General features: G+C 52.5%; 27 protein-coding genes and 1 tRNA gene. 24 read left to right on the top strand and 4 right to left on the bottom strand.

The window, feature by feature from the left end; translation table 11 throughout:
• Nucleotides 1-48: 48 nt before the first annotated feature.
• Both mfd and pth read right to left on the bottom strand, forming a co-directional pair.
• Nucleotides 49-3,507: a transcription-repair coupling factor gene (gene mfd / locus U6B65_11950; GenBank protein ID WRS27034.1), complete on the bottom strand. Its 3,459-nt coding sequence runs from the start codon at nucleotides 3,505-3,507 to the stop codon at nucleotides 49-51.
• A 3-nt stretch (nucleotides 3,508-3,510) separates the two neighbouring features.
• Nucleotides 3,511-4,125, bottom strand: coding sequence for an aminoacyl-tRNA hydrolase (gene pth / locus U6B65_11945; protein WRS27033.1), 615 nt, complete (start codon nucleotides 4,123-4,125; stop codon nucleotides 3,511-3,513).
• Nucleotides 4,126-4,183: 58 nt separating this feature from the next.
• Between pth and U6B65_11940 the strand changes: the two genes are divergently transcribed.
• Complete coding sequence (locus U6B65_11940; GenBank protein ID WRS27032.1) at nucleotides 4,184-4,321, top strand: hypothetical protein; 138 nt, start codon at nucleotides 4,184-4,186, stop codon at nucleotides 4,319-4,321.
• 609 nt (nucleotides 4,322-4,930) lie between these two features.
• Here U6B65_11940 and U6B65_11935 read toward each other — a convergent pair.
• On the bottom strand, nucleotides 4,931-5,899 hold the full coding sequence (locus tag U6B65_11935; GenBank protein ID WRS27031.1) for a ribose-phosphate pyrophosphokinase: 969 nt from the start codon (nucleotides 5,897-5,899) through the stop codon (nucleotides 4,931-4,933).
• Between the two features lie 225 nt (nucleotides 5,900-6,124).
• On the bottom strand, nucleotides 6,125-7,498 hold the full coding sequence (gene glmU, locus U6B65_11930; GenBank protein WRS27030.1) for a bifunctional UDP-N-acetylglucosamine diphosphorylase/glucosamine-1-phosphate N-acetyltransferase GlmU: 1,374 nt from the start codon (nucleotides 7,496-7,498) through the stop codon (nucleotides 6,125-6,127).
• A gap of 616 nt (nucleotides 7,499-8,114) precedes the next feature.
• On the opposite strand from glmU, the gene ppdK reads away from it, so the two are divergent.
• The 23 genes from ppdK to U6B65_11815 all read left to right on the top strand — a co-directional run bounded on the left by ppdK (nucleotide 8,115) and on the right by U6B65_11815 (nucleotide 25,245).
• Entirely contained in the window at nucleotides 8,115-10,727 is a 2,613-nt protein-coding gene (gene ppdK, locus U6B65_11925) for a pyruvate, phosphate dikinase (GenBank protein WRS28950.1), read from the top strand.
• 196 nt (nucleotides 10,728-10,923) lie between these two features.
• Nucleotides 10,924-11,000, top strand: a tRNA-Pro gene (locus tag U6B65_11920).
• A gap of 281 nt (nucleotides 11,001-11,281) precedes the next feature.
• On the top strand, nucleotides 11,282-11,800 hold the full coding sequence (locus U6B65_11915; protein WRS27029.1) for a hypothetical protein: 519 nt from the start codon (nucleotides 11,282-11,284) through the stop codon (nucleotides 11,798-11,800).
• Nucleotides 11,800-12,384, top strand: coding sequence for a hypothetical protein (locus tag U6B65_11910; GenBank protein WRS27028.1), 585 nt, complete (start codon nucleotides 11,800-11,802; stop codon nucleotides 12,382-12,384). The genes U6B65_11915 and U6B65_11910 overlap by 1 nt, the downstream gene beginning before the upstream one ends.
• A 64-nt stretch (nucleotides 12,385-12,448) precedes the next feature.
• Nucleotides 12,449-13,357 (top strand): DNA adenine methylase, encoded by a 909-nt coding sequence (locus tag U6B65_11905; protein ID WRS27027.1) that lies wholly within the window; start codon nucleotides 12,449-12,451, stop codon nucleotides 13,355-13,357.
• Entirely contained in the window at nucleotides 13,354-13,743 is a 390-nt protein-coding gene (locus tag U6B65_11900; GenBank protein WRS27026.1) for a hypothetical protein, read from the top strand. Before U6B65_11905 ends, U6B65_11900 begins: the two co-directional genes overlap by 4 nt.
• Nucleotides 13,744-13,758: 15 nt before the next feature.
• Complete coding sequence (locus U6B65_11895) at nucleotides 13,759-14,187, top strand: hypothetical protein (GenBank protein WRS27025.1); 429 nt, start codon at nucleotides 13,759-13,761, stop codon at nucleotides 14,185-14,187.
• Entirely contained in the window at nucleotides 14,180-14,464 is a 285-nt protein-coding gene (locus tag U6B65_11890; protein ID WRS27024.1) for an AbrB family transcriptional regulator, read from the top strand. Before U6B65_11895 ends, U6B65_11890 begins: the two co-directional genes overlap by 8 nt.
• A gap of 3 nt (nucleotides 14,465-14,467) precedes the next feature.
• The gene (locus tag U6B65_11885; protein WRS27023.1) at nucleotides 14,468-15,028 is read left to right on the top strand and encodes a hypothetical protein; all 561 of its coding nucleotides are present in this window, start codon (nucleotides 14,468-14,470) and stop codon (nucleotides 15,026-15,028) included.
• 13 nt (nucleotides 15,029-15,041) lie between these two features.
• Entirely contained in the window at nucleotides 15,042-15,590 is a 549-nt protein-coding gene (locus tag U6B65_11880; protein WRS27022.1) for a YodL domain-containing protein, read from the top strand.
• A 45-nt stretch (nucleotides 15,591-15,635) separates the two neighbouring features.
• A complete protein-coding gene (locus U6B65_11875; GenBank protein ID WRS27021.1) occupies nucleotides 15,636-15,977 on the top strand; it encodes a SpoVG family protein in 342 nt (113 codons plus the stop codon).
• A gap of 33 nt (nucleotides 15,978-16,010) precedes the next feature.
• Nucleotides 16,011-16,241, top strand: a complete 231-nt coding sequence (locus U6B65_11870) for a DUF6133 family protein (protein WRS27020.1) — start codon at nucleotides 16,011-16,013, stop codon at nucleotides 16,239-16,241.
• On the top strand, nucleotides 16,231-16,650 hold the full coding sequence (locus U6B65_11865; GenBank protein ID WRS27019.1) for an A24 family peptidase: 420 nt from the start codon (nucleotides 16,231-16,233) through the stop codon (nucleotides 16,648-16,650). The genes U6B65_11870 and U6B65_11865 overlap by 11 nt, the downstream gene beginning before the upstream one ends.
• 15 nt (nucleotides 16,651-16,665) lie before the next feature.
• The gene (locus tag U6B65_11860; GenBank protein WRS27018.1) at nucleotides 16,666-17,484 is read left to right on the top strand and encodes an RcpC/CpaB family pilus assembly protein; all 819 of its coding nucleotides are present in this window, start codon (nucleotides 16,666-16,668) and stop codon (nucleotides 17,482-17,484) included.
• Complete coding sequence (locus U6B65_11855; GenBank protein WRS27017.1) at nucleotides 17,485-18,300, top strand: AAA family ATPase; 816 nt, start codon at nucleotides 17,485-17,487, stop codon at nucleotides 18,298-18,300. It abuts the gene before it with no gap.
• A gap of 147 nt (nucleotides 18,301-18,447) precedes the next feature.
• Nucleotides 18,448-19,800 (top strand): CpaF/VirB11 family protein, encoded by a 1,353-nt coding sequence (locus U6B65_11850; GenBank protein ID WRS27016.1) that lies wholly within the window; start codon nucleotides 18,448-18,450, stop codon nucleotides 19,798-19,800.
• Entirely contained in the window at nucleotides 19,797-20,726 is a 930-nt protein-coding gene (locus tag U6B65_11845) for a hypothetical protein (protein ID WRS27015.1), read from the top strand. The genes U6B65_11850 and U6B65_11845 overlap by 4 nt, the downstream gene beginning before the upstream one ends.
• A 5-nt stretch (nucleotides 20,727-20,731) precedes the next feature.
• The gene (locus U6B65_11840) at nucleotides 20,732-21,601 is read left to right on the top strand and encodes a secretion protein F (GenBank protein ID WRS27014.1); all 870 of its coding nucleotides are present in this window, start codon (nucleotides 20,732-20,734) and stop codon (nucleotides 21,599-21,601) included.
• 12 nt (nucleotides 21,602-21,613) lie between these two features.
• The gene (locus tag U6B65_11835; GenBank protein ID WRS27013.1) at nucleotides 21,614-21,904 is read left to right on the top strand and encodes a hypothetical protein; all 291 of its coding nucleotides are present in this window, start codon (nucleotides 21,614-21,616) and stop codon (nucleotides 21,902-21,904) included.
• Complete coding sequence (locus U6B65_11830) at nucleotides 21,898-22,293, top strand: DUF4320 family protein (protein WRS27012.1); 396 nt, start codon at nucleotides 21,898-21,900, stop codon at nucleotides 22,291-22,293. Before U6B65_11835 ends, U6B65_11830 begins: the two co-directional genes overlap by 7 nt.
• A complete protein-coding gene (locus U6B65_11825; protein WRS27011.1) occupies nucleotides 22,290-22,835 on the top strand; it encodes a hypothetical protein in 546 nt (181 codons plus the stop codon). Before U6B65_11830 ends, U6B65_11825 begins: the two co-directional genes overlap by 4 nt.
• A gap of 96 nt (nucleotides 22,836-22,931) precedes the next feature.
• A complete protein-coding gene (locus U6B65_11820) occupies nucleotides 22,932-23,447 on the top strand; it encodes a DUF6550 family protein (protein WRS27010.1) in 516 nt (171 codons plus the stop codon).
• Between the two features lie 64 nt (nucleotides 23,448-23,511).
• On the top strand, nucleotides 23,512-25,245 hold the full coding sequence (locus U6B65_11815) for a hypothetical protein (protein WRS27009.1): 1,734 nt from the start codon (nucleotides 23,512-23,514) through the stop codon (nucleotides 25,243-25,245).
• Nucleotides 25,246-25,251 lie beyond the last annotated feature (6 nt).

The following is a 25,251-nucleotide window of genomic DNA, read 5'->3' as shown; positions in this document are numbered from 1 at the left end:
ATTTTGGCGTATTTTGGCTAAAAAATTCTCTTTTTCTGAAAAAAGCTGTTAACTCATGCTCTCCAACGCCTCTCGGATAGCATCTATGGGCCCCTTGCCCGGCAAAACTTTCACCGAAAGATAAGGCTTTGCTCCCGCACTGACCAGAACCCGACCCCGCAGCTTCTGCGCCGCCTTGGCCGCCAGCTCCATATCCAGCACTTGCGGGTACATGAGAATTCGGTCATCCCGCTGGGATATTTCCATAAAGCCCAGTGAAGAAGCTGTGTTGCGGATCAGCGCCACATCCAGCAGACCCTTGACCGCCTCCGGGGGATCGCCGAATCGGTCAATCAGCTCATCGGTTACATCCATGGAGTCCTCTTTGGAGGTAACAGCGGCGATTTTTTTGTAGACATCAATGCGCTGGGCCAAAGAATCAATGTAATCCTCCGGTATATGGGCGCTGATGCGAATATCGATGAGGCATTCCCCGGCCATGGCGGAGGCCGGCTGTCCTTTTTCCTCGCCCACTGCCTCGCTGAGCAGCTTGAGATAAAGGTCGTATCCCACCGCTTCCATGTGGCCATGCTGTTGAGAACCCAAAATGTTGCCTGCCCCTCGAATTTCCAGATCACGCATAGCAATGCGGAAACCGGAACCAAAGGCTGTAAATTCCCGGATCGCCGCCAGCCGCTTGGTGGAGATTTCGGAAAGAGCCTTGCCCCGCTTGAAGGTGAAATAAGCATAGGCCCGCCGGGTGGAACGTCCAACCCGCCCCCTAAGCTGATACAGCTGGGAAAGACCCATACGGTCGGCATCCTCGATAATCAGGGTGTTGCAGTTGGGGATATCGATGCCGGATTCAATGAGGGTGGTGCAGACCAGAATATCCATTTCCTGCTCCACCATCTGCTTCCATATGCGGGAAAGAGCTTCCTCCCCGATTTTGCCGTGAGCCGAAGCAATACGGGCCTCGGGAATCATTTCCTGAAGCTTATAAACGCAGCTATCAATGGATTCAATGCGGTTGTGGAGATAAAAAACCTGCCCGCCCCGGCGCAGCTCCTTTTGGATAGCCTGCGCAATAACACCCATATCATGCTCCAGCACATAGGTCTGCACTGGGTGGCGGTCTTGGGGTGCCTCCTCAATGGTGGACATATCCCGTATACCGGACATCGCCATGTTCAGGGTGCGGGGAATGGGCGTGGCGGAAAGGGTGAGCATATCCACATCCGCCCGCATTTCCTTGAATTTTTCTTTATGAGCCACGCCGAAGCGCTGCTCCTCATCGATGATGCAAAGCCCCAAATCCTTAAACTGGATATCCTTTTGCACCACACGGTGTGTACCAATAATAATGTCCACTTCGCCCCGCTTTAAACGCCGAACGGTTTCGGCCTGATCCTTGGCGGAACGAAAGCGGGAAAGCAGCTCAACCGTAACCGGATAGCCCTCCAGCCGCTTGCTGAAGGTCTGGAAGTGCTGCCACGCCAAAATGGTGGTGGGCACCAGCACCGCACACTGCTTGCCATCCAGCACACACTTAAAGGCGGCCCGAAGAGCGACCTCGGTTTTGCCGAAGCCCACATCCCCGCAGAGAAGCCGATCCATGGGCATGGATTTCTGCATATCCTCTTTGATTTCCTGAATGCAGCGGAGCTGGTCATCGGTTTCCTCAAAGGGAAAGCGCTCCTCAAACTCCCGCTGCCAATCGTTATCCGGCGAAAAAGCGAAGCCCTTGGCAGAGGCCCGCTTGGCATACAGAGCGATCAGCTCCTTGGCCATATCCTTAACAGCGGCTTTAACCCTTGCCCGGGTTTTTTGCCATTCCACCGAGTTGAGCTTGTTCAGGCGAACCTTGCCGCCTTCGGAGGAAGCACCGATGTATTTGGAAACAAGATCCAGCTGGGTAACCGGTACAAAAAGGGTATCGGTGCCTGCATAGCGGATTTTGAGATAATCCTTCACAATGCCCTGCATTTCCCGCTTGACAATGCCCTCGAAAACCCCGATGCCGTGGGAGGCATGAACCACATGATCCCCCGGCAGCAAATCCGCAAGGGTTTTGATTTTCTGGCCACGTTTATCCCGCTTGGCTTTCTTTCGGGCGGGCTGAACCCCCTTGGCCTGACTGATCACCGCCAGCCGCAGGTCTGGGTATTCAAAACCGCCGCTGAGGCTGTTTTCCACAATGAAAACACTGCGGGGAACCAGCTTGCCCGGGTCGGGAATCACGGTAGCGGAAAAGCCATCCCGGGTGAGATCGGCCAGCAGAGCCGAGCAGGCACGGGGTGTTCCGGCAAAAATGCAGACACAATAGCCCCGCTCCATGTAGGAGGTGAGATCCTCCACCAAGAAGCTGTATTCGCCACTCCAAGAGGAAAGCTGCACAGCGTTGACTGTATGCAGCCCCGCCAGACGCAGCTCCGGCACCTGCCGGGTGAAGTTATCCATAACAATGGTGGAGCTGGTTTGAAAAATACCCGCCACATCCACAAAATCCAACCCAAAGGTGGTGCAGCCCTTAAAGAGCATACCTTCCTCCATGAGGAGCTTAACATCTTCCTGCTGCTGCCATGCGCTGTTTTTCAGCAGCTCCTTCATAGAAACAGGCTCACAGGCAAACAGCAGGCGGTCGGTGCAATAGTCGAACAGAGTTGTGGGCTTTTCATACAGCAGAGGCAGGTAACGGTCAAGGCTTTCCGGGAACAGCCCACCCTCCAGCCGCCCGATATCACGATCGATGTGCTCCTTGGCTCGCTGGCCGTATTTGCCTGAAAGGCCCTTCTTTATCCCCTCCAAGAACGGAATAAACCGGTCGGGGGCATCCAGCAGAAGCTCTCTTGCAGGCAAAATTTCAGCACTTTCCACTGTATCCAGCCGCCGCTGGGTATCCACCTGAAAGAAGGCGATGGTATCAATTTCATCTCCCCAGAATTCCACACGGTAAGGGCTGGGGCTGTGAGGCGGGAAAAAATCCAGAATGCCGCCCCGAATCGAAAACTGGGAAACACCCTCCACCTGCTCACAGCGGACATACCCGGCGCTGACCAAAAGAGCGGTCAGCTTGGTGATATCATGGGCCTGACCCGGTTCAAGGGCGAGGGTTCGGGCGGTAAGCACCTCCCGAGGCAGCGTATACTGCACGGCCCCCTCCACCGAGGCCACCACAATGGGGCATTCCCCAGTGGCCAGCATCCCCAGAACCCGCAGGCGGGCGTGCTCATATTCACGGCTGGCACCCTCCACCTCCCGGAAGTTCAGCTCCCGGGCCGGGTAGAAAAAGGCGGCCTCATAGCCAAAAAGAGCGTTGATATCCCCACAGAGGCGCAGTGCCATCTGCTCGTTGGGCGCAACAACAAGAGCCGATTTTTCTGAACCCCTGCACAGGGAAAAGACAAAATCAGCTTTGTGAATGGTGGCCAGCCCTGCCAGCATCTGAGGGAATCGGCCCTCTTTGATGCCAGCCAGCAGGCTTCGGTATTCGGGGCTTGCTTCAAGGAGCTTTGCGAATTGCTTCATTGTTTACCTGCCGTTAAATCGATTCATAGCCTCGGCGATATCGCCGCCTACAATAAGCTGTGTGCTCTGGTAAATGGCATCCCAGAGAGGCTCCATCTTCTTGGTATCCTCGGAGGAAAGCTTGCCCAAGACCCACGCCGCCATATCGTAACTGGGGTTGGGCTTCTGGCCTACCCCGATCTTAACACGGGGGAATGCGTCGCTTCCCAGATGCTGCAAAATGCTTTTGATGCCGTTGTGCCCCCCGGCCGAGCCGTCGCGGCGTATGCGCATGGCCCCCGGCTCAAGGGAGACATCATCAAACAGTATAACAATTCTTTCAGGGGGGATTTTGTAAAAGGAAGCCGCTTCCCCCACGGCTTCGCCGCTGTTGTTCATATAGGTGCTGGGCTTGAGCAGCAAAACCCTCTGCCCGGCAAGGGTGCCATCGCCGCACCATGATTTAAAACGAACCTTTTTCAGGGGAATCCCCATTTCCCGGGCAATGTAATCCAAAGCGATAAAACCCGCATTGTGGCGGGTCTGCTCGTATTCCCTGCCGGGATTTCCAAGGCCCACCACCAGCCAATTCACCGGACCGGCGGCCGGGGCGGCGGAGCCAAACAGCTTTTTAAACATTGGTCACCTCAATAAAAACAGGGCGGGACGGCAGCACCGCCCCGCTGGGAGTTACATTTTGAAAAGCTCGGTCAAAAGAAAACCACAATCATCGGGCACAGCGGCAACGATTCTTACCCACCCAAGCCCGATGAAAGAGGCGACGCCTCCTTTGCTTTTGGAAAAAAGAAAAGGACACAAAAGAAAATCGATTTAAGCTACAGTCTGCGGAGATTGGTATGCCCCACTCGATGACAAAGCTCTATCATTGGGCACAGAGAAAACTGCAATGGAAGTATTATTCCATAAAATATCCTACCACGGCTCTACATAGTTGAAATTCTTCACTTCCGCACTCATGCCGTGCGGCTTGCACATCCTTTCAGTCGCTTGCATTTTCTGCGGAAAATGCAGAGGTGGCTTTCGCAGAGCTTCAGCCACGAAGCGCCTCATGGGGGAACTAGTTCCCCCATGAACCCACTCCAGCCTCCGGCGGGGATAAACCCGTGGTTTTCTTTTGCTTATGCCGCACAGGCAATGGCTTTCTTTTTGGCTGAAAAAGAAAGTCATCAAAGAAAAAAACCTTCTCTGGTAGCAGGAAAGGCCGTTGCCTTTTCCGTAGAAAATGCAAGCGTCTCGCTCCCCCTTGGTACCCCCCAGAGCCGAACTTGGGTTAACTGTAACTTTTAGGCTCGGCTCTTGGTTGTATCCGTTGCAATTCTCTCGAAGCTTTTGGTTTCACCAACGGGTTGGGTTATGAGAGCCAGCGCGCACAAGGGCAAAGATTATCACCAACCTAAGCCCGTTGAGAGAGGCGAAGCCTGCCTTAGATAAACAAAGGGGAAACCGGCTTATCCTCATAGATGCGCTCAATGGCTTCGGCAAAAACAGGAGCCACCGAAAGCAGGGTCAGCTTATCGGCCAAAGCATCCATGGCAGGCTCGGGAATGGGAATGGTATCCAGCAGAACAAGGCGGTCAATGGGGCTGGCAAGAATGCGCTCCACAGCCGGCGGGGAGAGAACGCCGTGAGTGGCACAGGCATACACCTTGGTGGCACCGCCGATTTTCACCAGAGCCTCGGCAGAGTGGCAGAGGGTTCCGGCAGTATCAATCATATCGTCCACCAGAATCACTGTTTTATCCTTGACATCACCGATGATGTTCATAACTTCGGAAACATTTGCCTTGGGGCGGCGCTTATCTACAATGGCGAGAGGTGCATCCACACGCTCGGCAAATTTGCGGGCCCGGGCTACAGAGCCCAGATCAGGGGAAACCACAACCAGGTTTTCTTCCCGACCCTTAAATTTCTTAGCGAAATAAGGAGCCAGCAGAGGAACACCCAGAAGGTGATCCACCGGAATATCAAAGAAGCCTTGAATTTGGGGAGCATGGAGATCCATGGTCAGAACCCGGTCGGCCCCGGCGGCGGTGATCAGATCGGCCACCAGCTTGGCAGAAATGGGGTCACGGGCCTTGGCCTTGCGATCTTGGCGGGCATATCCAAAGTAAGGGATAACGGCTGTAATTCTTCCGGCTGATGCCCTTTTGAAGGCATCAATCATAATCAGAAGCTCCATAATATGATTGTTGACAGGCTTACAGGTGGACTGGATGACAAACACATCCGATCCACGCACCGATTCACCGATGGAAACCGATATTTCGCCATCAGCAAAGGCTGTGACCTCGCTTTTTCCTACAGGCAGCCCCAGATTCTTGGCAATACCCTTTGCCACTGCAAGATTGGAGTTGGCTGAGAAAATTTTGATATCCTTGCCATGCAGATTCATTACAACGTCTCCCTTTTTCACTCTTTGATAATGTATATGAAACCCGAAGGCCCCCCCAAAGAAGGCCTCCGATATAAACCATCGGCATACAGCAAACATTAACGATTATAGGCTCTATTTTTCCAAATAGCAAGGCGAAGTGGGCTAATTCCAGGTTTTTCATGGGTTTGCACAAAAGCAAACCGATACAGCCAAAAAATCTTTCACCATTCTAAGAACTTTAAGCTATTTGGTTTTTCCAGAGGTTTCTGTCCAGCCCTCAATCACCTTCTGGCGGCTGCGGCCAATAACCAGCGCACCCGGCGGAACATCCTGTGTTACCGTGGTGCCTGCGGCACTGTAGGAGCGATCCCCCATGGTGACAGGGGCAATCAGGTTGGTGTTGCACCCCACAAACACATTGTTGCCAATGGTGGTGCGGTATTTTTTCGCCCCGTCATAATTGACAGTAACGGTTCCGCAGCCGAAATTGCACCGGTCACCCACATCGGAATCCCCCACATAGGTCAGGTGCGCTACCGCCGTTTTGGAGCCAATCACGGAATTTTTGATTTCCACGAAATCCCCGATTTTTGCTCCCGATTTTATATGGCAGTTGGGCCGCACATTAGACATCGGCCCGATCTTGACATTTTCTTCAATGGTGGATTGGTCAATGTAGGAAGAAATAACCCGGCAGCCATCGCCAATCACACTGTCGGTAATGTGGGAGTTGGGGCCAATCTCACAGCCGCTGCCGATGGTAACCTTACCTAAAATGATAGTCCCTGGCAAAAGCACTGTATCCGGGCCGATCTCAACCTGATCTCCCACCACAATGCCATCGGGAAAAGGAATGCTGACTCCGGCATCCATGAGCTTATCCAGCACCCGCTCCCGGGCAATGGAATTGAGCAAAGCAAGACCCTTGCGGGTATTGGCTCCCAGCGCCACATCCGCAGTCGGCGAAAGCCACGCCCCCGCAGTCTCACCGAGGCGGGCAGCCGCCTGCACACAATCTGTTAGGTAATATTCCCCTTGGGCATTGTCATTACCCATCGCATCAAAAAAACGCAGCAGAAAATCTTTGCGGAACCAGTAGGCCCCTGCGTTGATTTCATCAATCCGAAGGGTTTCTTCATCGGCATCTGCCTGCTCCACAATGGCGGCAAGGCGGTTTCCTTCCCGGCGGATACGGCCATAGCCGGTGGGGTCCGCCACCCGGGCGGTAATTACCGTAACCCCGTTGCCCTGTTCCCGGTGAAGGGTCAGAGCCTCCTGCAGCAAATCCGGGGTGATAAAAGGCGCATCCCCGCAGAGCACTGCCACATGGTCAAAATCCCCTTCCCGGATAAAATCCCGGGCCATAGAGGCGGCATGACCGGTGCCCAAGCGCTCCTGCTGCAAAACGGCCTCAAAATTAAAAGGCAAAAAAGGGCGCACAAAATCGGCGCCGTTCCCCAGAACAACGCAGTTTTGCTCAATACCGGCCGCATTGCAGCAATCGGCAACCCAGCCAATCATGGGGCGAAACAGAACCTCGCAGAGCACCTTGGGCTTTGCCGAGCCCATTCTTTTGCCGTCACCGGCAGCCAGAATAACCGAACCTGTTCGCTTCACACAATCACTCCATTTCAAATAGTATACGAGCAGGCAGGCAAAGGGAATAACCTCGCTCCTGCCAAATCCGCAGTCTCATTTTTTAGTTTTGTGAAGCATCGCCTTTTTTACAAGGTACAAGCGCGCCAAACTCAGGGTGAAAAAGCCTATAAATCGCCACACCTGTGGCTGTGCTCCATGCAGAAAAAATCCCCATATAAAAGGAGTATGCTTTTATCGATCATTTGGTTGTTTTATGCTTTTCGCCACCCCTTATGAAGAGGTATGCGTTAGGGGTTCCCGTCCTGCTTTCGGCCCGGATTCGGGAATTTCTCAATTTTATTATTGCAATTTTTATTAGTATTTGCAAGGGTTTATGTTGCGTTTTAAACAAAAGCATCAAATATTTATGGAATTGTAAATTTTTGCAGGCAACAACTGGATAATATCTTGTATAATATGTTATAATAGTTGCGCTGGAGAAAACAGCTCTATGTTTTCCCCCTTTCGCGGTTCAGGTTGGCTTCGCTGAAAAAGCGCAGTACAGCCTGTTTGCCCCTGTTCCGCTATAGGTACTGATGCAAAAAATAAAGAAAATTTTCAGGAGGTAGAAGTAGTGAGCAAAAAATTCGTCTACATGTTCTCCGAAGGCAACGCCACCATGCGTGAGCTTTTGGGAGGAAAGGGCGCGAATCTGGCCGAAATGGTAGGCCTGGGAATGCCCGTTCCCAACGGCTTCACCGTCACCACCGAGGCCTGCACCCAGTATTATGAGGATGGCCGCCAGATCAATGCCGACATCGAAAAAGAGATCTTTGCAAATTTGGCCAAGCTGGAAGAATCCATTGGTAAAAAGTTTGGTGATCTCAGCGATCCTCTGCTGGTTTCTGTCCGCTCCGGCGCCCGGGCCTCTATGCCCGGCATGATGGACACCATTCTGAACCTTGGTCTTAACGACATCGTTGTGGAAGGCTTTGCTAAGCTGACCAACAACCCCCGCTTTGCCTACGACTCCTATCGCCGCTTTATCCAGATGTTCTCCGACGTTGTTATGGAAGTTCCCAAAAGCAACTTTGAGAGAATCATCGACGAAATCAAAGAGAAAAAGGGCGTTGAGCTGGATACTGAGCTGACTGCCGATGACCTGAAGGATATGGTCAAGAAGTTCAAGGCTTACTACAAAGAGCAGAAGGGAACCGATTTCCCTGAAGACCCCAGAGAGCAGCTGATCAGCGCTGTGAAGGCTGTTTTCCGTTCTTGGGACAACCCTCGCGCCAACTACTATCGCCGCATGAACGATATCCCCTCCTCTTGGGGTACTGCCGTTAACGTGCAGGCCATGGTATTCGGCAACATGGGTGATGACTGCGGAACAGGCGTTGCCTTTACCCGTAACCCCTCCACTGGTGAGAACAAGCTGTATGGCGAGTTCCTGATGAACGCACAGGGTGAGGACGTTGTTGCCGGTATCCGTACTCCTTCCACCATCGATCAGATGAAGGACATTATGCCTGAGGTGTACGAGCAGTTTGCTGCTACCGCTAAGAATCTGGAAAATCACTACCGTGATATGCAGGATATGGAGTTCACCATCGAGCGCGGCAAGCTGTATATGCTCCAGACCCGTGGCGGTAAGAGAACTGCCGCTGCCGCTCTGAAAATCGCTTGCGATTTGGTTGACGAAGGCATGATTTCCAAGAAGGAAGCCGTTATGTCTGTTGATCCCAAATCTTTGGACGCTCTGCTGCATCCCCAGTTTGAGCCCAAGGCTCTTAAGGCTGCCCAGCCCATCGGCTCCGGTCTGCCTGCTTCTCCCGGCGCTGCCTGCGGCCGTGTTGTTTTCAACGCTGAAGACGCTGTTATCTGGTTCAACAAGGGCGAAAAGGTTATCCTTGCCCGCCTTGAGACCTCCCCTGAGGACATCGAGGGTATGAACCTTGCTTCCGGTATTCTGACCGTTCGCGGCGGTATGACCTCTCACGCCGCTGTTGTTGCCCGTGGCATGGGCCGTTGCTGCGTTGCCGGCTGCGGTGATATCGATATGCACGAAGAAGCGAAATTCTTTGTACTCGGCGGCAAGACCATCAAGGAGGGTGACTATATCTCCCTGAACGGTTCCACCGGTAACATTTATGGCGAGGCTCTGCCCACCGTTGAAGCCGAGATCAGTGGTTACTTTAACACCCTGATGACTTGGGCCGACGAAGAGAGAAGCCTGAAGATCCGCACCAACGCTGATACCCCCCGCGACGCTACTCAGGCTATCCAGTTTGGCGCCGAAGGTATTGGTCTGTGCCGTACTGAGCATATGTTCTTTGAAGCTGACCGTATTCATGCAATGCGTGAGATGATCCTTTCCACCTCTCTTGAGCAGCGCAAAGCCGCTTTGGCTAAGCTTCTCCCCATTCAGAGAGGCGACTTTGAGGGCATCTACGAAGCGATGAAGGGTCTGCCTGTAACCATCCGCTTCCTGGATCCTCCGCTGCATGAATTCCTGCCCACCAACGCTGATGAGATTGCTTCTCTCGCCAAGGATCTGAACATGGATGTTGACTCTGTCAAGCAAACCATCTCCAGCCTGCACGAGTTCAATCCCATGATGGGCTTCCGCGGCTGCCGTCTGGCTGTTGCGTATCCTGAAATTGCTGAGATGCAGACCAGAGCTGTTATCGAAGCTGCTGTTAACATCCAGAAAAAGCATCCCGACTGGAAGATGGTTCCTGAAATCATGATTCCTCTGGTTGGCGAAGTGAAAGAGCTGGCTTTTGTTAAGAGCGTTGTTGTTAAGACTGCTGATGAAGTTATCGCAGCCAGCGGCATCAAGCTGGAATATCTGGTTGGTACCATGATCGAGATTCCCAGAGCTTGTGTCACCGCCGATGAAGTTGCCAAGGAAGCCGCTTTCTTCAGCTTCGGCACCAACGACCTGACCCAGATGACCTTTGGTTTCAGCCGTGATGATGCCGGTAACTTCCTGGGCCACTACTATGACAAGAAGATCTACGAATCCGATCCCTTCGCAAGATTGGATCAGAATGGCGTAGGCCGTCTGGTAGAGACCGCTGTTACCTTGGGCAAAAAGGGCCGCCCCGAACTGAAGCTCGGTGTTTGTGGTGAGCACGGCGGCGATCCCAGCTCCATTGAGTTCTTCCACAAGGTTGGGCTGGCTTATGTTTCCTGCTCTCCCTTCCGTGTGCCTATCGCCCGTTTGGCTGCTGCTCAGGCTGCGATCAAACACGGCAAGAAATAAGATTGTTTCTTTCGCTTGTTAAAAGGAACCGGGCTTTGTGCCCGGTTCCTTTTTTATGGTTAAACAGCTGTTTTTGATGCCCTGCAAAACACATAAACAAAACTGCAAATAAGGGCGGAAAATTAGAGAAAAGGGCTTGCTTTTTTATCGGGACTATGCTATTATTTATAAGCTGACTTTCAGTTCAGCGGTATGTCTGGGTGTGGCGCAGTTTGGTAGCGCGCTACCTTGGGGTGGTAGAGGCCGTGGGTTCAAGTCCCGCCACTCAGACCAGAAGATTAGGTCAAAATAGATACAGAGCTGAAAAAGCCAGTGTTTATGCGGCCTGACGAGGGTTTTGAATGAAAAATTCAAGACCCTCGTTTTTCATAGATGCACCCTGCTTTTTAACAAGAAAGCGGGGTGTTTCTCGTTTTAGGCCGGAATCAGTTCGGCAAACAATTTAATAAAGCCAATACCCTACGGGGCAATTTTGAAGCGGCTGTGTTCTTCGTAACTGAAAAACACAGCCGCTTTTTTTGCGCCCAAAATCAAAATGAAAGGATGGATGCACCATGAAAAATGAACTGCAATCCCTGCGGCTATTCAGCCCCCTCTTCCCCCATATCTACCGAAAAAACGAATGGGGCGATCTTGACAATTATCGGGATGGCCTATCTGCCGGTGAGGTTTTGGAATATGAGGATGAAATCCTTGCCCTCATCGAAAAAGAAAAGCTGCCCAGCAAGGGTGAGCGTGGTCTCGCCGTTTACCTTGATGACGATCTCAGCCGAAAGGTGTACAGCATTAACCCGACCGTTGAAGAATGGAACGGCGAGCTGTGGGGTGTGACCGAGGTGCAAACTTATGGTACGCTTTCCCCCTCTGAGCTTGCGGAGCTTACCGAATGGCTCTCTTCTCAATTTAGTGACGGCTGGGGTGAGGGGCTGGAGCAGAGGGAGATCAAAGTGGATGACGGTGAGCTGTATCTTAGCTTTTGGGATAGCAGCGACCGCTTCTTTATTAAGCCGGAGGATGAGCTGAAAGGCAGCCAGTCCTTTGGCTTTGGCATGACGATGGGAGGAATGAGGTAATGCCGAATCATGTAACCAATATTTTAAGGGTGTCGGGTGATCCGGAAAAGGTCAGTGCTATGTTCGAGGCCATCAAGGATGATAAGATCGGTCTCGGCAGTATTGACTTCAATAAGGTCGTCCCCATGCCTGCGCATATATTTCGTGGAAACCTCGGTATGGCCGAGCGTGAGAAGTACGGCAAAGAAAACTGGTATGACTGGTCGATTTCCAATTGGGGAACCAAGTGGAACAGCTACGGCTACGATGGTGCATATACCCCGCAGGATTTTGACGGCGAGCATATCGAGTTCCAGACCGCATGGAGCCGTCCGGAAAATGTCATTGCTGCACTGGCGGCAAAATATCCTGATCTATCTTTTGAACACAAATGGGCAGACGAGGACTTCGGATACAACACAGGGAAAAAGGAATATGAAAATGGTGAGGAAATGTTCTGCGATATTCCTCCCGGCGGCTCCAAGGAAGCGCTGGAGCTGGCGGCTGAGGTTCACGATGTGGATTTGGCCGATGAGGGATATCTGTACAATGAAGAAACCTGCGAATACCATAATCCAGACGAGTCGATGTCACTGAAAATGTAGTGACTATCGGCTCTTTTTTCTTTTCAGAGGGAGGTGATGTAATATCAATAGCTTTATCAGCTGGGTGGGCGGCAAGAAAGCCCTCCGCAATATCATATACCGGCTCTTCCCCAAGGACTTCGGCAGATACATCGAAGTCTTCGGCGGTGGGGGCTGGGTTTTATTCGGCAGGCCGCCGGACTGCAAGGGTATGGAGGTCTACAACGATTTCAACGGAAACCTTACAAACCTGTTCTACTGTGTAAAAAACAGAACACTGGCATTTCTCAAAGAGCTGGGCTTCCTGCCCCTCAACTCCCGGCATGAATTTGGTGTCTTGCGCCGCTTCTTTGAAAAGGATGAATTTGATACTGAATACCTGAAAGAAGAACTGGAGCTGGCGCAGCAGAACCTCCCGCCGCCTGAGTTTGAGGAACTGAGGGCAATTATGTTGGAGCAGGCCGAGCCAAGTGATGTGTGGCGGGCAGCGGCCTTCTTCAAGCTCATACGTTATAGCTACGGCAGCGGATGCACCTCTTACGGCTGCCAGCCCTTTGACATCCGCAAGGTGTTCGCCGTTATATGGCAGGCATCGAGAAGGCTTGCGGACACCGTGGTGGAAAATAAGGATTTCGAGGCATTGATCCGGCAGTACGACCGGGACGATGCCTTTTTTTATTGCGATCCGCCGTATTACATGACAGAGGGTCACTATGCAGTGGAGTTTCTCAAAACCGACCATCAGCGGCTCCGGGATGCGCTGGCAGGCAGTAAGGGCAAATGGATGGTCAGCTACAACGACTGCGATTTTATCCGGGAGCTGTATCGGGATTATACCATCACACCGGTCACCCGCCTGAGCAATCTGGCACAGCGGTATGACGGCGGTTGCGAGTACCCGGAGGTTATCATTACCAACTACGATCCCAAGGAGCGGGAAAAGGATACGTTCCAATTAAACCTATTTGATTTTGGAGGTGAATACGAAGAATGACTGGACTTGAAAAAATCCGCTGGGCGAAAGCTCTCATTGAGGAAGAAAGCGGTGGCAGGTATCAGTTTGTGGTGGGCAATGTTCACGATGACCTGTATTTGGATTGCAGCGCTCAAACCAATGCAGGGATGTATCTGACCGTACAGCAAAATGGGAACACCGGCAGCTATGACTGCATTTTCAAGGGATACACCCGTATCAGCAGCGGCTACCACAACGCCAAGGGAATGCAGAAGCTGGCTGACGAATACAAGCAGGCCGCATATTTTCTCCGAGAAATGGAGATCGCCAACATCTCTCTGACCGGTGATGAGCTGCACACCTTTGTATCGGAGCTGAAATCACCAGAAGAACAACAAATCAATGCCCCGCAGATGGGGATGTAAAAGGAGGCTTATGCTATGAAAATCATTGAAACGAAAGGCCAGATTGCCGATAACGGCAGCATCATTCTCCCGCCCGGTGTTTTGGACACCATGTGCGTCACTGCCGGAGATACCGTGCATCTGGCGTATCTGTCCCATCACCCGGTGAAGCAGATTAACAGCTATGGGGAGTTTTTCCTCACCAAGGATGGTATCGACCATGTGAGTGAACCGGTGGAAGCACCGAAATCCGTAGAACTGTCGGTGCCTCATGCGCTTTTAGAAGCGGCGGGGATTCCGCTGGATGACGATCTGGACATCCGCTGCGAGGACGGTGCCATCATCATCGGCAGCGCCGATCCTGTGAAACAGCTGCCGTCCCAGCTCATGGAGCTGTTCGACAGCCTCGGTGTCAGCCACGATACCATCCGCTGTGTGCTGGAGGGAGGTGCGGAGAATGAATAAGAAACCCATCTACAAGCTGATGGACAGCAAAGGCCGTGTGCTGATTCCCAAGGAGCTGCGCACGGCCAGCGGCATGGACTACGGCGATATTGTGCGCCTCGGCTTGTCAAACGGCACAGTCAGCGTGCAAAAGGTGGATATCATCGAAATCGGCGACCAGTCTCCGGAGGCGGTGGAAGCCTATGTTCGTGCGGCGTTCAAAACTATGCCGGACGATACGAGGCTCTCCCTCATTTCCGACCTGACCACCCTGCTGCAGCAGAAAAAGGAGGGCTGACGGATGGAACGAAATACTCTCTATACTGGAAAAGACTGTTCGGCAACCGGCTTGGGCTGCAATATTCAGGGAAAGGTTGTCGTTTTGAGCCACGATAACCCTGAACGACAGCTGTATTTCTGCCTCTGCGGAAACGGAGCCGGTGCCAACCCCAGCGGCTCTGCTGTTTTCTTGGTATCCCTGCGTACCGGGGAGTTTGCCCTGAAAAACCGCAGCGAGGTCATCGGCATATTGAAGCCGGAGCTTCTGCCGGACAGCGCCAAGCTGCAGCTCTCCCAAATCAGGCCGGTGGGTGCATTGGATTTGAAGAATCACGAGCCGAAATACAGCGGCTACAGCTTTCTGCCCGATGGCCGCTATGCCTCCGGCGTGTGGCTCTGCACGGAGCAGGAGGCGCTCAGTTATGTGGAGATGCAGAAGCCCTACCAGCACCGCATCATGCTCTGCGACCGGGATGATTTCTGTGTGCTGGAAATGGAAAACGGCAGACTCCTGCATCCCACAGAGGAAGCAATGGAGGCTTTCCTGCAGGCCTCACAGGATGGAGGCATGACCATGACATAAAGGAGGCAATATCATGCGAAATATCCGGATGGAAAAAGACATCATCCTGTACTACGGCAACCCCGCCGGTTATGTCAGCGGCGGCAAAGCGGTAGTCGATCCCCTGTTTGAGTCGGAGGAATTGAACACTTTTCTCAGCCGCCAAAAGGAGATCGGCGAGGTGAAATGGACAGACGGTGTGTATGACCGCCTTATAAACGGTCAGCGGGATAGCCAAGAACTCACACTGCTGAAAAGCTGCCGGGTGTGGCAGCTAAAGCCCGAATCGGATCTCCGAATGCGCTTCATCAGCCTTGCGGATTTCTGCAAGGAGTTCGGCGAACCGCAGATGTCCGATTACCAGACGGTCTATGATGGCGAGGTGGAAACCAACAATCTGGAGGCACTGTACACCAAATTCAACACAGCCCATCCCCCCGGCTACGCGGGGCATTCCCTGTCCATGTCGGATGTGCTGGAGCTGTACGATGAAAACGGCAGCAGCTTCTTCTACTGCGACCGCTTCGGCTTTGAGGAAATCGGCTTTGCACCACCGGAACAGACGCAGACCATGCAGCTCTAAAGGGGCTGTTATTTTATTGCAAAAATGCGAAAGGAGAAAGAAATCATGCCTGATGTAGAAGTGAAAATCAATTCCATGTACCCACCCGGAGCCAGCGGCGGCATCCGTGCCTATGCTTCGGCAACGGTGGACGGCTGCCTCGGTATCCGGGGCATCAAAGTGGTGGAGGGAGGCCGTGACGGACTGTTTGTCTCCATGCCCAGCCGAAAAACGGAGAACGGCTACAAGGAAATCTGCTTCCCGGTGACTAAAGAGTTCCGGGAGCAGCTCCACAAGGCGGTGCTAGACAGCTACCAGCAGGCCGTAGCCATGAACCAAGCTCCGGCGCAGCCGCAGGAAGCAGCCTCGGAGCAGTCCCAGCCGCCCATGCAGATGGGCGGTATGTAAGTAACTTAACAAAAAATTTGGAGGTAAAACACCATGAAAAGAATCATGAACAAGGTAACCCATAAGGCCAATATGCTGGCAATTAAGGCAAAAATGGCGCTCGAAAACAATCACGCTGAGGGCTTCGTGGATACGGCCATTAAGATTTTGATGGCGGTTGTCATCGGCGCTTTGGTGCTGGCCGGACTGTATATGCTCTTTGACAAAACCGTGCTGCCGACCCTCGTACAGCGCATTAAGGATATGTTCAACTATGCCGGATAGGCTGGCCGCTGTGCAGGTAGTCATTTTTACCCTACTGCTGTGTGCGGCATCGGTAACGGACTTGACAAAACGTATTGTTCCAAACTGGCGCTGCCTTGGAATCGCAGGTATTTCCATAATCGGATTTACCCCGGTCAAGCTGCTGGGAATCCTGATTGCCCTGCCGTTCCTACTGGCCGCCGTGTTCTTCGGCGGCATGGGCGGCGGCGATATCAAGCTGATGGCGGCCTGCGGCTTGGTGCTGGGGCTGCCGAAAGGACTGCTTGCGGCGATGGTCGGACTCAGCCTGCTGCTCATCTATGTAGCCATATACCGGATTGTTTGCAGGGTGCAAAGGCGGGAGGCGAAAAAAGCTTTCCCCCTTGCACCTTTTTTATCGGCGGGCTGTCTGCTTGCCTATTTCATTTAAAGGAGGACTTAAGCTATGAGCTTTTTCAAGAATAGAACGGTCATCGGCGTGATTTGCATCGTGCTGTCGCTTCTAATCTGCTTTGCGATTACACCGCTGTTCAACCAAAGCATCAGCCAGAAAACCGAGATTGTGCGGGTTACCAAGCCCATCAAAATCGGAGAGGCCATCACCAAGGACATGGTGCAGGCCGTGGAGGTGGGCGGCTATAATTTGCCGGAGGACGTGGTCAGGCAGACGGACACCGTCATTGGTAAATTTGCCTCCGCAGACTTAGCTCCGGGAGATTACATCATCGCCTCCAAAATTGCCGATACCCCGGCTGCGGAGAACGCCTATCTCTACAACCTGACAGGAAAAAAACAGGCCATCTCTGTATCGGTGAAGAGCTTCGCCGCAGGGCTGTCCGGCAAGCTGATTTCCGGGGATATCGTGTCCATCGTTGCTCCAGATTACAAAAAACAGGGTGTGACGGTGATCCCGCCGGAGCTGCAGTATGTGGAGGTCATTGCCGTCACTGCAGGCAGCGGTTACGATGCCAACACAGGAGAGCAGAAAGAAGCCGAAGCTGAGGATGAAAAGGAGCTGCCTGCTACCGTTACGCTGCTGGTAACACCGGAGCAGAGCAAAATTCTTGCCGAGCTGGAAGCGGACGGAACTCTTCATGTGTCCCTCGTTTACCGTGGCAGCAAGGAAAATGCGGCGAAATTTACTGAGGCGCAGGACTCGGTGCTTTCCGAGCTGTACCCGGAGGAAACGGAATCTCAGGAAAGCGAGGATCAAAGCCAGCCGGAATCCCCTGCGAATGCACCGGCAGAAAGCGGGGCTGAGTAAATGCTGAACTTCAAAAAAGGCGGCCTGTTCAGCCGCAAGGAAAACATAGAATCTCCGGAGATAGAACCGGAAAACGCCGCACAGGTGCTGGCGGTTTGGGGCAGCCCCGGCTGCGGCAAGACCACCGTGGCAGTGAAGCTGGCCAAATATCTGGCAGACAGAAAAAAGAACGTGGTGCTGCTTTTATGCGACTGCACCACGCCCATGCTTCCCTGCATCTGTCCGCCCGGTGAATTGGAGGGCGATCATTCTCTCGGCAGTATTCTGGCTGCCAATTCTATTACGGAGTCCTTAGTGAAAAACAATTGCAACACCCATAAGCGGATGAGTCATCTGGCGGTCGTCGGCCTGCAAAAGGGAGAAAATGAAAACTGCTATCCTCCTGTGAACGAAAAGCTGCTCCGGGAGCTGATGAGCGTGCTGCGTGATATGGAAAGCCATATCATCATCGATTGCGGCAGTTCCATCTATTTTGACGAGTTGTCCACCATCGCTATTCTGGAGGCCGATGCGGTGATGCGGCTCATTAACTGCGACCTGAAATCGGTGAGCTATCTGTCCAGTCAGCAGGAATATCTGCGGATGGCAGGGTTTGACTCTGACAAGCTGTACAAGGCGGTCAGCAACGTGAAATCCAATGAAGCAAGCCAGAACATGGAACAGGTGCTGGGCAGCGCTGTGTTTACCCTCCCGCATTCCCCAGAGCTGGAGGCACAGGTTCTGGCCGGAAATCTGTTCGCCGATTTATCCCTGAAAGACAGCCGGGGCTTCCGAAAGGAAATTCAAAAAATATCAAGGGAGGTATTTGGAGTATGAGTATAAAAATGTTTCGTTACCAAAGCCCCCTCGGAGAGCTGGGGGTTCCCAAAAGGGGGATAGTTCCCCCTTTTGAGGCACACCGTGAGCGCAGCGAACCTTGCAGCTTTCGCAAAAGCTGCGTGTGCCAAAGGAGGTGTTCGGCGTATGAGCAGGCATAATCTGTTTTTTACTCCGGAGCAGGAAACCGGAGATTTTCACAGTGTGCTGCAGCAGGTGCAGGAATACATCGCCGGTCAGCACAGCGAGCTGCTGTCGGATGGCAATGCCAACCAAGCCAAGGCCAATATCAAGCGGTACATTGCCAAATTTGTGCAGGACAGCCGTGTGGCGGTCAAAGGCATGACACCGCAACAGCTGGTGGATGCCCTGTATACGGAAATGGCCGAGTATTCCTTTCTTACCAAGTACATCTTTGCAAACGGCATCGAAGAAATCGACATCAACAGCTGGCGGGATATTGAAATCCAATACGCCGGTGGGCGCTGCGAAAAGCTCACGGAACACTTTGACAGCCCCGAACACTGCATTAATGTGCTGCGCCGGATGCTTCATGTGTCCGGCACCATTTTAGATGATCAGTCCCCGCTTGTAGTAGGTACCCTTGCGGAGAATATTCGCATCGCCGTCATGAAAAGTCCCATTGTGGATGCCAATGTCGGCGCTGCCGCCTCCATTCGTATCGTCAATCCCAACCACATGGAAAAGGAAGATTTCATCAATGGAGGCACGGCAACTGGAGAAATGCTGGATTTGCTCTCAGAATTCATCCGCTATGGAATTTCGGTGTGCATCGCCGGGGCTACCAGCAGCGGTAAAACCACCGTGGCAGGCTGGCTCCTCACCACCATCCCCGACAACAAGAGAATCTTCACCATTGAAAACGGCAGCCGGGAGCTTTCCCTCATCCGGGAACAGGACGGAAAAGTCACCAATTCCGTGGTGCATACCCTCACCCGAAACAGCGAGAACGAGCTGTACCGCATCGAGCAGATCGACCTTGTGGACATCTCTCTGCGCTTCAATGCGGATATTGTTGTGGTCGGCGAAATGCGTGGTGCGGAGGCCAATGCCGCACAGGAGGTAGCCCGAACCGGCGTAGCGGTGGTCACCACCATCCACTCCAACTCCTGTGAGTCCACCTACCGCCGCATGGTTTCTCTGTGTAAGCGAGCCGTGGATATGTCGGATGAAACCCTCATGGGCTATGTCACCGAGGCTTATCCCATTGTGGTGTTCTGCAAGCAGCTGGAAAACAAACAAAGGCGGCTCATGGAAATAATGGAGTGTGAAATCCTGCCGGACAACAGCCGCCATTACCGCACCCTGTTCCGGTATGAAATCACTGAAAACCGCTATGAGGACAACCAGTTTTTTATTACCGGACATCATGTAACGGTGAATCCCATCTCCGACAGTCTGTGTAAACGGCTGCTGGAAAATGGGATGCCGCAGGAAAGCATCAATGCCATCAGGAAAGGAGGGCAAATTTCCGTATGACGACCATTCAACTTTTGGCTTGTATCGGTATGATTACAGGCTTTTTGCTTTTACTCAGCCTAAAGCCGATGGAATTCACCGATGGGCTGTTTTCCTTTCTCACCAGAGAAAAGAAATCCATCAGGGATGAAATTAAAGCGGCACAGCGCCGCCAGAAGCCGGGATTTCTGAAACGGCAGATCCAAATGGCGCAGGAGGTGCTGGCCATGACCGGCAGGAGCAATCGCTTCTCTCTGGTTTGCGCTTGCTCCCTGCTGCTGTTTGCCATTGGTGCCGCTATCGCCATCGTGATGGGCAATTTCTTCTTGGCTCCGGTGATGGCAGTTGGCTTTATGATGCTACCCTTTTGGTATGTGCAGCTCACTGCCAGCCACTTCAAAAAAGACATCGCCGCCGAACTGGAAACGGCTTTATCTATTGTAACCACAGCCTACCTGAGAAGCGAGAATATCCTCACGGCTGTGGAGGAAAATCTCCATTATTTAAACCCGCCGGTGCATCAGGTGTTTAAAGATTTTGTCCTGCGGGTCAAGCTCATTGATCCCGATGTGCTGGAGGCTATCAAGGTGCTGCGCACTAAAATCGATAACGAAGTGTTCCGGGAATGGTGCGATGCCCTGTGCGACTGCCAGCATGACCGCAGCCTGAAAGTTACCCTGACTCCTATTGTCGGCAAGCTCAGTGATATGCGGATCGTCAACGGCGAGCTGGAATACCTCGTCTTTGAACCACGCAAGGAATTTATTATCATGGTTATCTTCGTCATCGGCAACATTCCGCTGATGTATCTACTGAACAAAAGCTGGTACGACACGCTGATGCACACACCGCTGGGGCAGATTATTCTGGCCATCAGCGCCGCCCTTATCTTTATATCTACCGCTTGTGTCCTTAAACTAACCAAACCAATTGAGTATCGGAGGTGATGGCGATGGGATTACTGTTTTTATTCGGAATCACCTTAGCGACAGGGCTGTTTTTTCTTCTTTTGGACGTGCTGCGCCTGCCATACCTCAGCACCGCCAAGGCCATGCTGAATACCACAAGGTCGGAGAAAAAAGCGGCAAAGAGCATGGAAGCCTACCTCATGACATGGGCAGTAAAGCTCGCCAAGCTGATCCGCATGGATGAATACCGCAGGCATCGGCTCAAAAATGTACTGAAAGCCACCGGCATGAACATGGAGCCGGAGGTCTATCAGGCCTATGCGCTGGTGAAGTCCGGCGTAATTTTGCTGCTGGCAATCCCAGCAGGGTTTATCTTTCCCCTGCTGGTACCCGTGGTGGTGTTCCTTGGGGTCATGGTGTATTTCAAGGAAAGCAAAAAGGCAGACGAAAAGCTGTCTGCAAAGCGAGCCTCCGTGGAAAAAGAGCTGCCCCGCTTTGTTGCCAATATTGAGCAGGAGCTGAAAGCCTCCCGTGACGTACTGGCCATCATAGAAAACTACAAGAAAAATGCCGGGGAAACCTTTGCTGGGGAGCTGACCATGCTGGCAGCGGATATGCGCTCCTCAAGCTATGAAGCCGCTCTTACCCGGTTCGAGGCAAGGCTCAATTCGCCCATGCTATCGGATGTGGTGAGAGGCCTCATCGGTGTTCTGCGTGGGGATGACAGCACGGTGTATTTTCAGATGCTGGCGCACGATTTCAAGCAGCTGGAGCTGCAGAGGCTCAAGGGTGAGGCGCAGAAAATACCACCGGAAATCCGTGTGTTTTCTTTTCTCATGCTGATGTGCTTCCTCTTTACCTATCTGGCCATCATTGCCTATGAGATCATCAAGTCCCTCGGCGGGATGTTTTAAGGGGGTGAAAGTGTGATTGTTCAACAAATGCTGATCAAATATCCGCAGGCGTCCTTTGATCTGATGACACCGGGCGGGTTTGTCTTTTTAACGCCGGAAGCAGCAAAGGAACTGCTGTCGGGAAAGAGCGTGACCGGGCATCCCGGTGTTTCGGAGTGCGCAAGGCTCGTAACCGCTGATGAGCTTTTGAATCAGGAGGTCATCAGCTCTGATTACAGCAACAATGTGTGGCATATATTAAGCGATTTTCCACAGATGGAGCAGGACTCCGCCCCGCCCGAACAGGGGGTGAAGCTATGCTGAAGCTCTTAAAATCCAAGCGTGGCGAGGGATATATTGATGTGTGTGTCCTCGTCCTTTGCGCTATGCTGGTCATTGCGCTGGCGGTACAGGTGCTGCCGGTGTTTATTGCCAAACATCAGCTGGACACCTATGCCACCGAGCTGTGCCGGGAAGCGGAAATCTCCGGCAGGGTAGGCAGTGAAACCAGCCGCCGTGCGGCAGTTCTTACCGAGCAGACCGGGCTGAGTCCCCGGATTTCATGGTCAAAGACCGGCACTATCCAGCTGAATCAGGAAATCACCGTGACTCTGACCTTAGAAAGAAACATTGGGCTGTTCGGCGGCTTTGGTTCGTTCCCGATCACCCTGCGATCGGAGGCCTCTGGGAAAAGCGAGGTGTACCACAAATGATGAAATTAGAAAAGGTTCTTAAGGATAAGACCGGGAACGGCTTCCCCTTAGTGGTAGCCATTACGCTGGCGCTTGTCATTATTCTGTGCGGCGTGATGGAGTTTTTTCGGCTGAATATTATCGCCACCGGTGTAAAGGAAGCCTTAGAGGATGCCATTATCGTGACAGTTAACGACAACTATGCCGATGTGTATCACGGTGTCCGGGAGGGCTATAGCGGCGGCTACCAACCGGATGGCTCCTCCTTTTCCTACAGCGTGAACACCGGCGATATTTACGGTTACATGGACGATGTCCTCGGTATGGAAGCTGTAGGAGGTAGCCATGTGAAGTATACCGGGGATGCTTTGGAGTACAAACTTTCCGACTTGGATGTCACTATCCGAAATGCGCCGCTGGCTCCGTCCTCCCCTAAAAACGCACAGCGCTTTGAAGCAGATGCGGTGATTCTCTTGGAGGTTCCGGTGTATTTCGGCGGCAAGGAGCTGGCTCCCATGAAGATACGCCTCAAGGTTCAGGCGGGATACACCGAGGTCTTTTAACTGTTCGGGAAATTGTCTGGACTTCCGAAAAAATATGTAGTATGGTGAGAAATACAAAGAGGTAACATTTTACACTTCTCAAAGGAGGTTATTTATATGAGTGATAAAACCAAAAGGAGGCTCGCCATTGCGGGTGCTGCTGTTATCTGCATAGCGCTGGTGGTTGCCATCGGGATGCGGTTTGCTAAGGAACCCACAAGACCGGATGCTTCTTCACAGGAGCCGGTCAGCTCTTCGGATGCGGCTCCTGATATACAGAATAGCACAGAGAAAAAAGAAGTAGTGGTTTCCCCACAGCCTTCATCGGAACCAAAAAGTACAGAAGCGCTGCCGCCCCAAACCGATCTGCCGGAGCAGAAGCTCCAGCCCGATCCGGTAAAACCGGAAGCTCCCGCAAAGCCTGAGCTGCCAAAGGATGCGGATACCACGAATCCATCCAAACCGCCGGAATACAAGCCGGAGGATACGGAAAAGAAACCAGCTGCTGAAAACAAGCCACAGGGTGGCGGTGGTCTACCGGGCTTTGATAATGTGCCGGACGGCGGTGCCAATCAGGTGATAAACGCTGACGATATGTATGAAAACGGCAATAAGATCGGCGAAATGGATTAAGAAATATTTGCAATAAAAAAGTACAGTTTATGCTGTGCTTTTTTTGTTGCGGAAAGGAGAAAAAATGAAACGATTGCTTTCTGCTTTTTTATCGCTGGTATTGCTCTTTTGTCTGATTTCGCCTGTTTCCGTTTATGCCGTTGGTGATGGGAACGTGGATGGGGGCGGCGGTGGCATGGGAGATGGCACCAGCACCAACTCGTGGACTCCGGGTAATGAGGGTGTGCGGGTGAGTGTAGTGAGATCTGATGATCACGCTATTGTCACAACTCCGATTGACTTAACAAACAAACCACCGAACTCATCAATTTACAATTTTGGAAAGGTCAGTAAGCTGCAATATAACGGTGGCAGGTCACTATCACCAGTCAAAGGCGGCTATGTTGCAATTAAGCCAACACAGTCTATCCCTCGAATCATCAGCACAAATGGAAGCAACAATATCGAAGCCATCAAAAGCTATTTTACGGATGAACAGGTGATTCGAAGCATTGCCGGTCTCACTGGAATGAACTTCGATGTGTTGATCGGCGGCGAATACAAGTTACTTTTGGAACCCATCGCCTATTACAAATTCGAGGGTGTGATGATTGCCACCACAGCCACGGAAGCCGCCAGGTATGACGAACAGGTCGGCGGTCTTTTGCGAAAGAGAATGGTATCTTTATCCCATAAGAATCTGCCGCTGGCTATGTTTTTGGAGGTGGCGGATCTCGGATATCCGGCATGGTCAGGCAGCCGAAGTAAAGCCGCATCCAATGCAGAAATCAAGTCTTCTCTCGGTCTTGGCATCGTGCGGTTTAAGGATAAGCCTGCCGAGCCTCCGGAGGTTTCCGTGTATGACTACGAATATCGAGTGAACACCGAGGTCATCACAGCGATCACCGTCAGCGGCGGCCAGAGCGATCCGGATCATCCGGTATCGGCAACCTTTTATGTAAACGGCAGGAGCCACCGGGTCAGCAACATCTACTATCCCGATGGCGACAGCCAGCTGGCATGGATACGCTGGACAACGCCAAGTACACCGCAGAAAATGACCATTACGGTTTCTGTGTCCGGAGGCGGCAGCTCCAGCAAGGCAACCATTAACTTAAATATCGTTGACCTTGATAAGAATCCGCCGCCCAATCCTGTAGCGGATGACCGCAATGACAGCTTTAGAAAAGCGGCTGTTCCCAACAAGGCGCAGCAATCCTCCGCCAGTTGGACGGTGTGGCGTCCTTGGTGGCAGGAGCATTGGGTCTGGCACAGCGACTGGAATTGGTACAGCGATGGTGACGGCGGCGGTCATTGGGAGGATGACGGTGAATGGGTAGACGAGGGCTGGTGGGAGTTTGACCTCGACCGCTATCAGACCAGCCTGTCAGCAAGCATGGCAATTCAGCCCGATGATAAAAGCCCCACCGCCAGCGGAAAGGTCATGAAGTCAGGCTATGGGGTCAATGAAACGGTTTCTGCCAGAGTTAGCACCAATCAATCCTCGGCGGTAACCGGGGCGCAGACTGCGGTGACCTACTTCCCGGAATTCGGGTACCAAACCTACTGGCGGCTATTGGAGCGCATGGGTTCCGGCTACAGCGCCCGATTTGAGTTCCAGAAGAATCCCTACAGCACTTATAGCCGCAGGACGCATTTTTCACCCATCTGGTTCCCAGACGGAAGCTATACCCCATACACATGGCTGATAGACAGCTGGTCACCCGCTGGGATGCTCTCCATGAATCTCACGGACACCGTCACCATCCGGGATAATTTATGGACGGACTGGCATATTGCTCCGCAGAAACCCCATTAAAAACAG

The sequence above is a fragment of the Oscillospiraceae bacterium MB08-C2-2 genome, from assembly GCA_035621215.1.
GTDB lineage: Bacteria > Bacillota > Clostridia > Oscillospirales > Ruminococcaceae > WRAV01.
Note: the sequence above shows the minus strand (reverse complement) of the source record. Positions and strands in the feature narration are given on the sequence as shown.

Coding starts and splice junctions, on each gene's coding strand:
- mfd (WRS27034.1), bottom strand. CDS start 3,507: ATGAAGCAATTCGCAAAGCTCCTTGAAGCAAGCCCCGAATACCGAAGC.
- pth (WRS27033.1), bottom strand. CDS start 4,125: ATGTTTAAAAAGCTGTTTGGCTCCGCCGCCCCGGCCGCCGGTCCGGTG.
- U6B65_11935 (WRS27031.1), bottom strand. CDS start 5,899: ATGAATCTGCATGGCAAGGATATCAAAATTTTCTCAGCCAACTCCAAT.
- ppdK (WRS28950.1), top strand. CDS start 8,115: ATGTTCTCCGAAGGCAACGCCACCATGCGTGAGCTTTTGGGAGGAAAG.
- U6B65_11915 (WRS27029.1), top strand. CDS start 11,282: ATGAAAAATGAACTGCAATCCCTGCGGCTATTCAGCCCCCTCTTCCCC.
- U6B65_11910 (WRS27028.1), top strand. CDS start 11,800: ATGCCGAATCATGTAACCAATATTTTAAGGGTGTCGGGTGATCCGGAA.
- U6B65_11900 (WRS27026.1), top strand. CDS start 13,354: ATGACTGGACTTGAAAAAATCCGCTGGGCGAAAGCTCTCATTGAGGAA.
- U6B65_11895 (WRS27025.1), top strand. CDS start 13,759: ATGAAAATCATTGAAACGAAAGGCCAGATTGCCGATAACGGCAGCATC.
- U6B65_11890 (WRS27024.1), top strand. CDS start 14,180: ATGAATAAGAAACCCATCTACAAGCTGATGGACAGCAAAGGCCGTGTG.
- U6B65_11885 (WRS27023.1), top strand. CDS start 14,468: ATGGAACGAAATACTCTCTATACTGGAAAAGACTGTTCGGCAACCGGC.
- U6B65_11880 (WRS27022.1), top strand. CDS start 15,042: ATGCGAAATATCCGGATGGAAAAAGACATCATCCTGTACTACGGCAAC.
- U6B65_11875 (WRS27021.1), top strand. CDS start 15,636: ATGCCTGATGTAGAAGTGAAAATCAATTCCATGTACCCACCCGGAGCC.
- U6B65_11870 (WRS27020.1), top strand. CDS start 16,011: ATGAAAAGAATCATGAACAAGGTAACCCATAAGGCCAATATGCTGGCA.
- U6B65_11865 (WRS27019.1), top strand. CDS start 16,231: ATGCCGGATAGGCTGGCCGCTGTGCAGGTAGTCATTTTTACCCTACTG.
- U6B65_11860 (WRS27018.1), top strand. CDS start 16,666: ATGAGCTTTTTCAAGAATAGAACGGTCATCGGCGTGATTTGCATCGTG.
- U6B65_11855 (WRS27017.1), top strand. CDS start 17,485: ATGCTGAACTTCAAAAAAGGCGGCCTGTTCAGCCGCAAGGAAAACATA.
- U6B65_11850 (WRS27016.1), top strand. CDS start 18,448: ATGAGCAGGCATAATCTGTTTTTTACTCCGGAGCAGGAAACCGGAGAT.
- U6B65_11845 (WRS27015.1), top strand. CDS start 19,797: ATGACGACCATTCAACTTTTGGCTTGTATCGGTATGATTACAGGCTTT.
- U6B65_11840 (WRS27014.1), top strand. CDS start 20,732: ATGGGATTACTGTTTTTATTCGGAATCACCTTAGCGACAGGGCTGTTT.
- U6B65_11830 (WRS27012.1), top strand. CDS start 21,898: ATGCTGAAGCTCTTAAAATCCAAGCGTGGCGAGGGATATATTGATGTG.
- U6B65_11825 (WRS27011.1), top strand. CDS start 22,290: ATGATGAAATTAGAAAAGGTTCTTAAGGATAAGACCGGGAACGGCTTC.
- U6B65_11820 (WRS27010.1), top strand. CDS start 22,932: ATGAGTGATAAAACCAAAAGGAGGCTCGCCATTGCGGGTGCTGCTGTT.
- U6B65_11815 (WRS27009.1), top strand. CDS start 23,512: ATGAAACGATTGCTTTCTGCTTTTTTATCGCTGGTATTGCTCTTTTGT.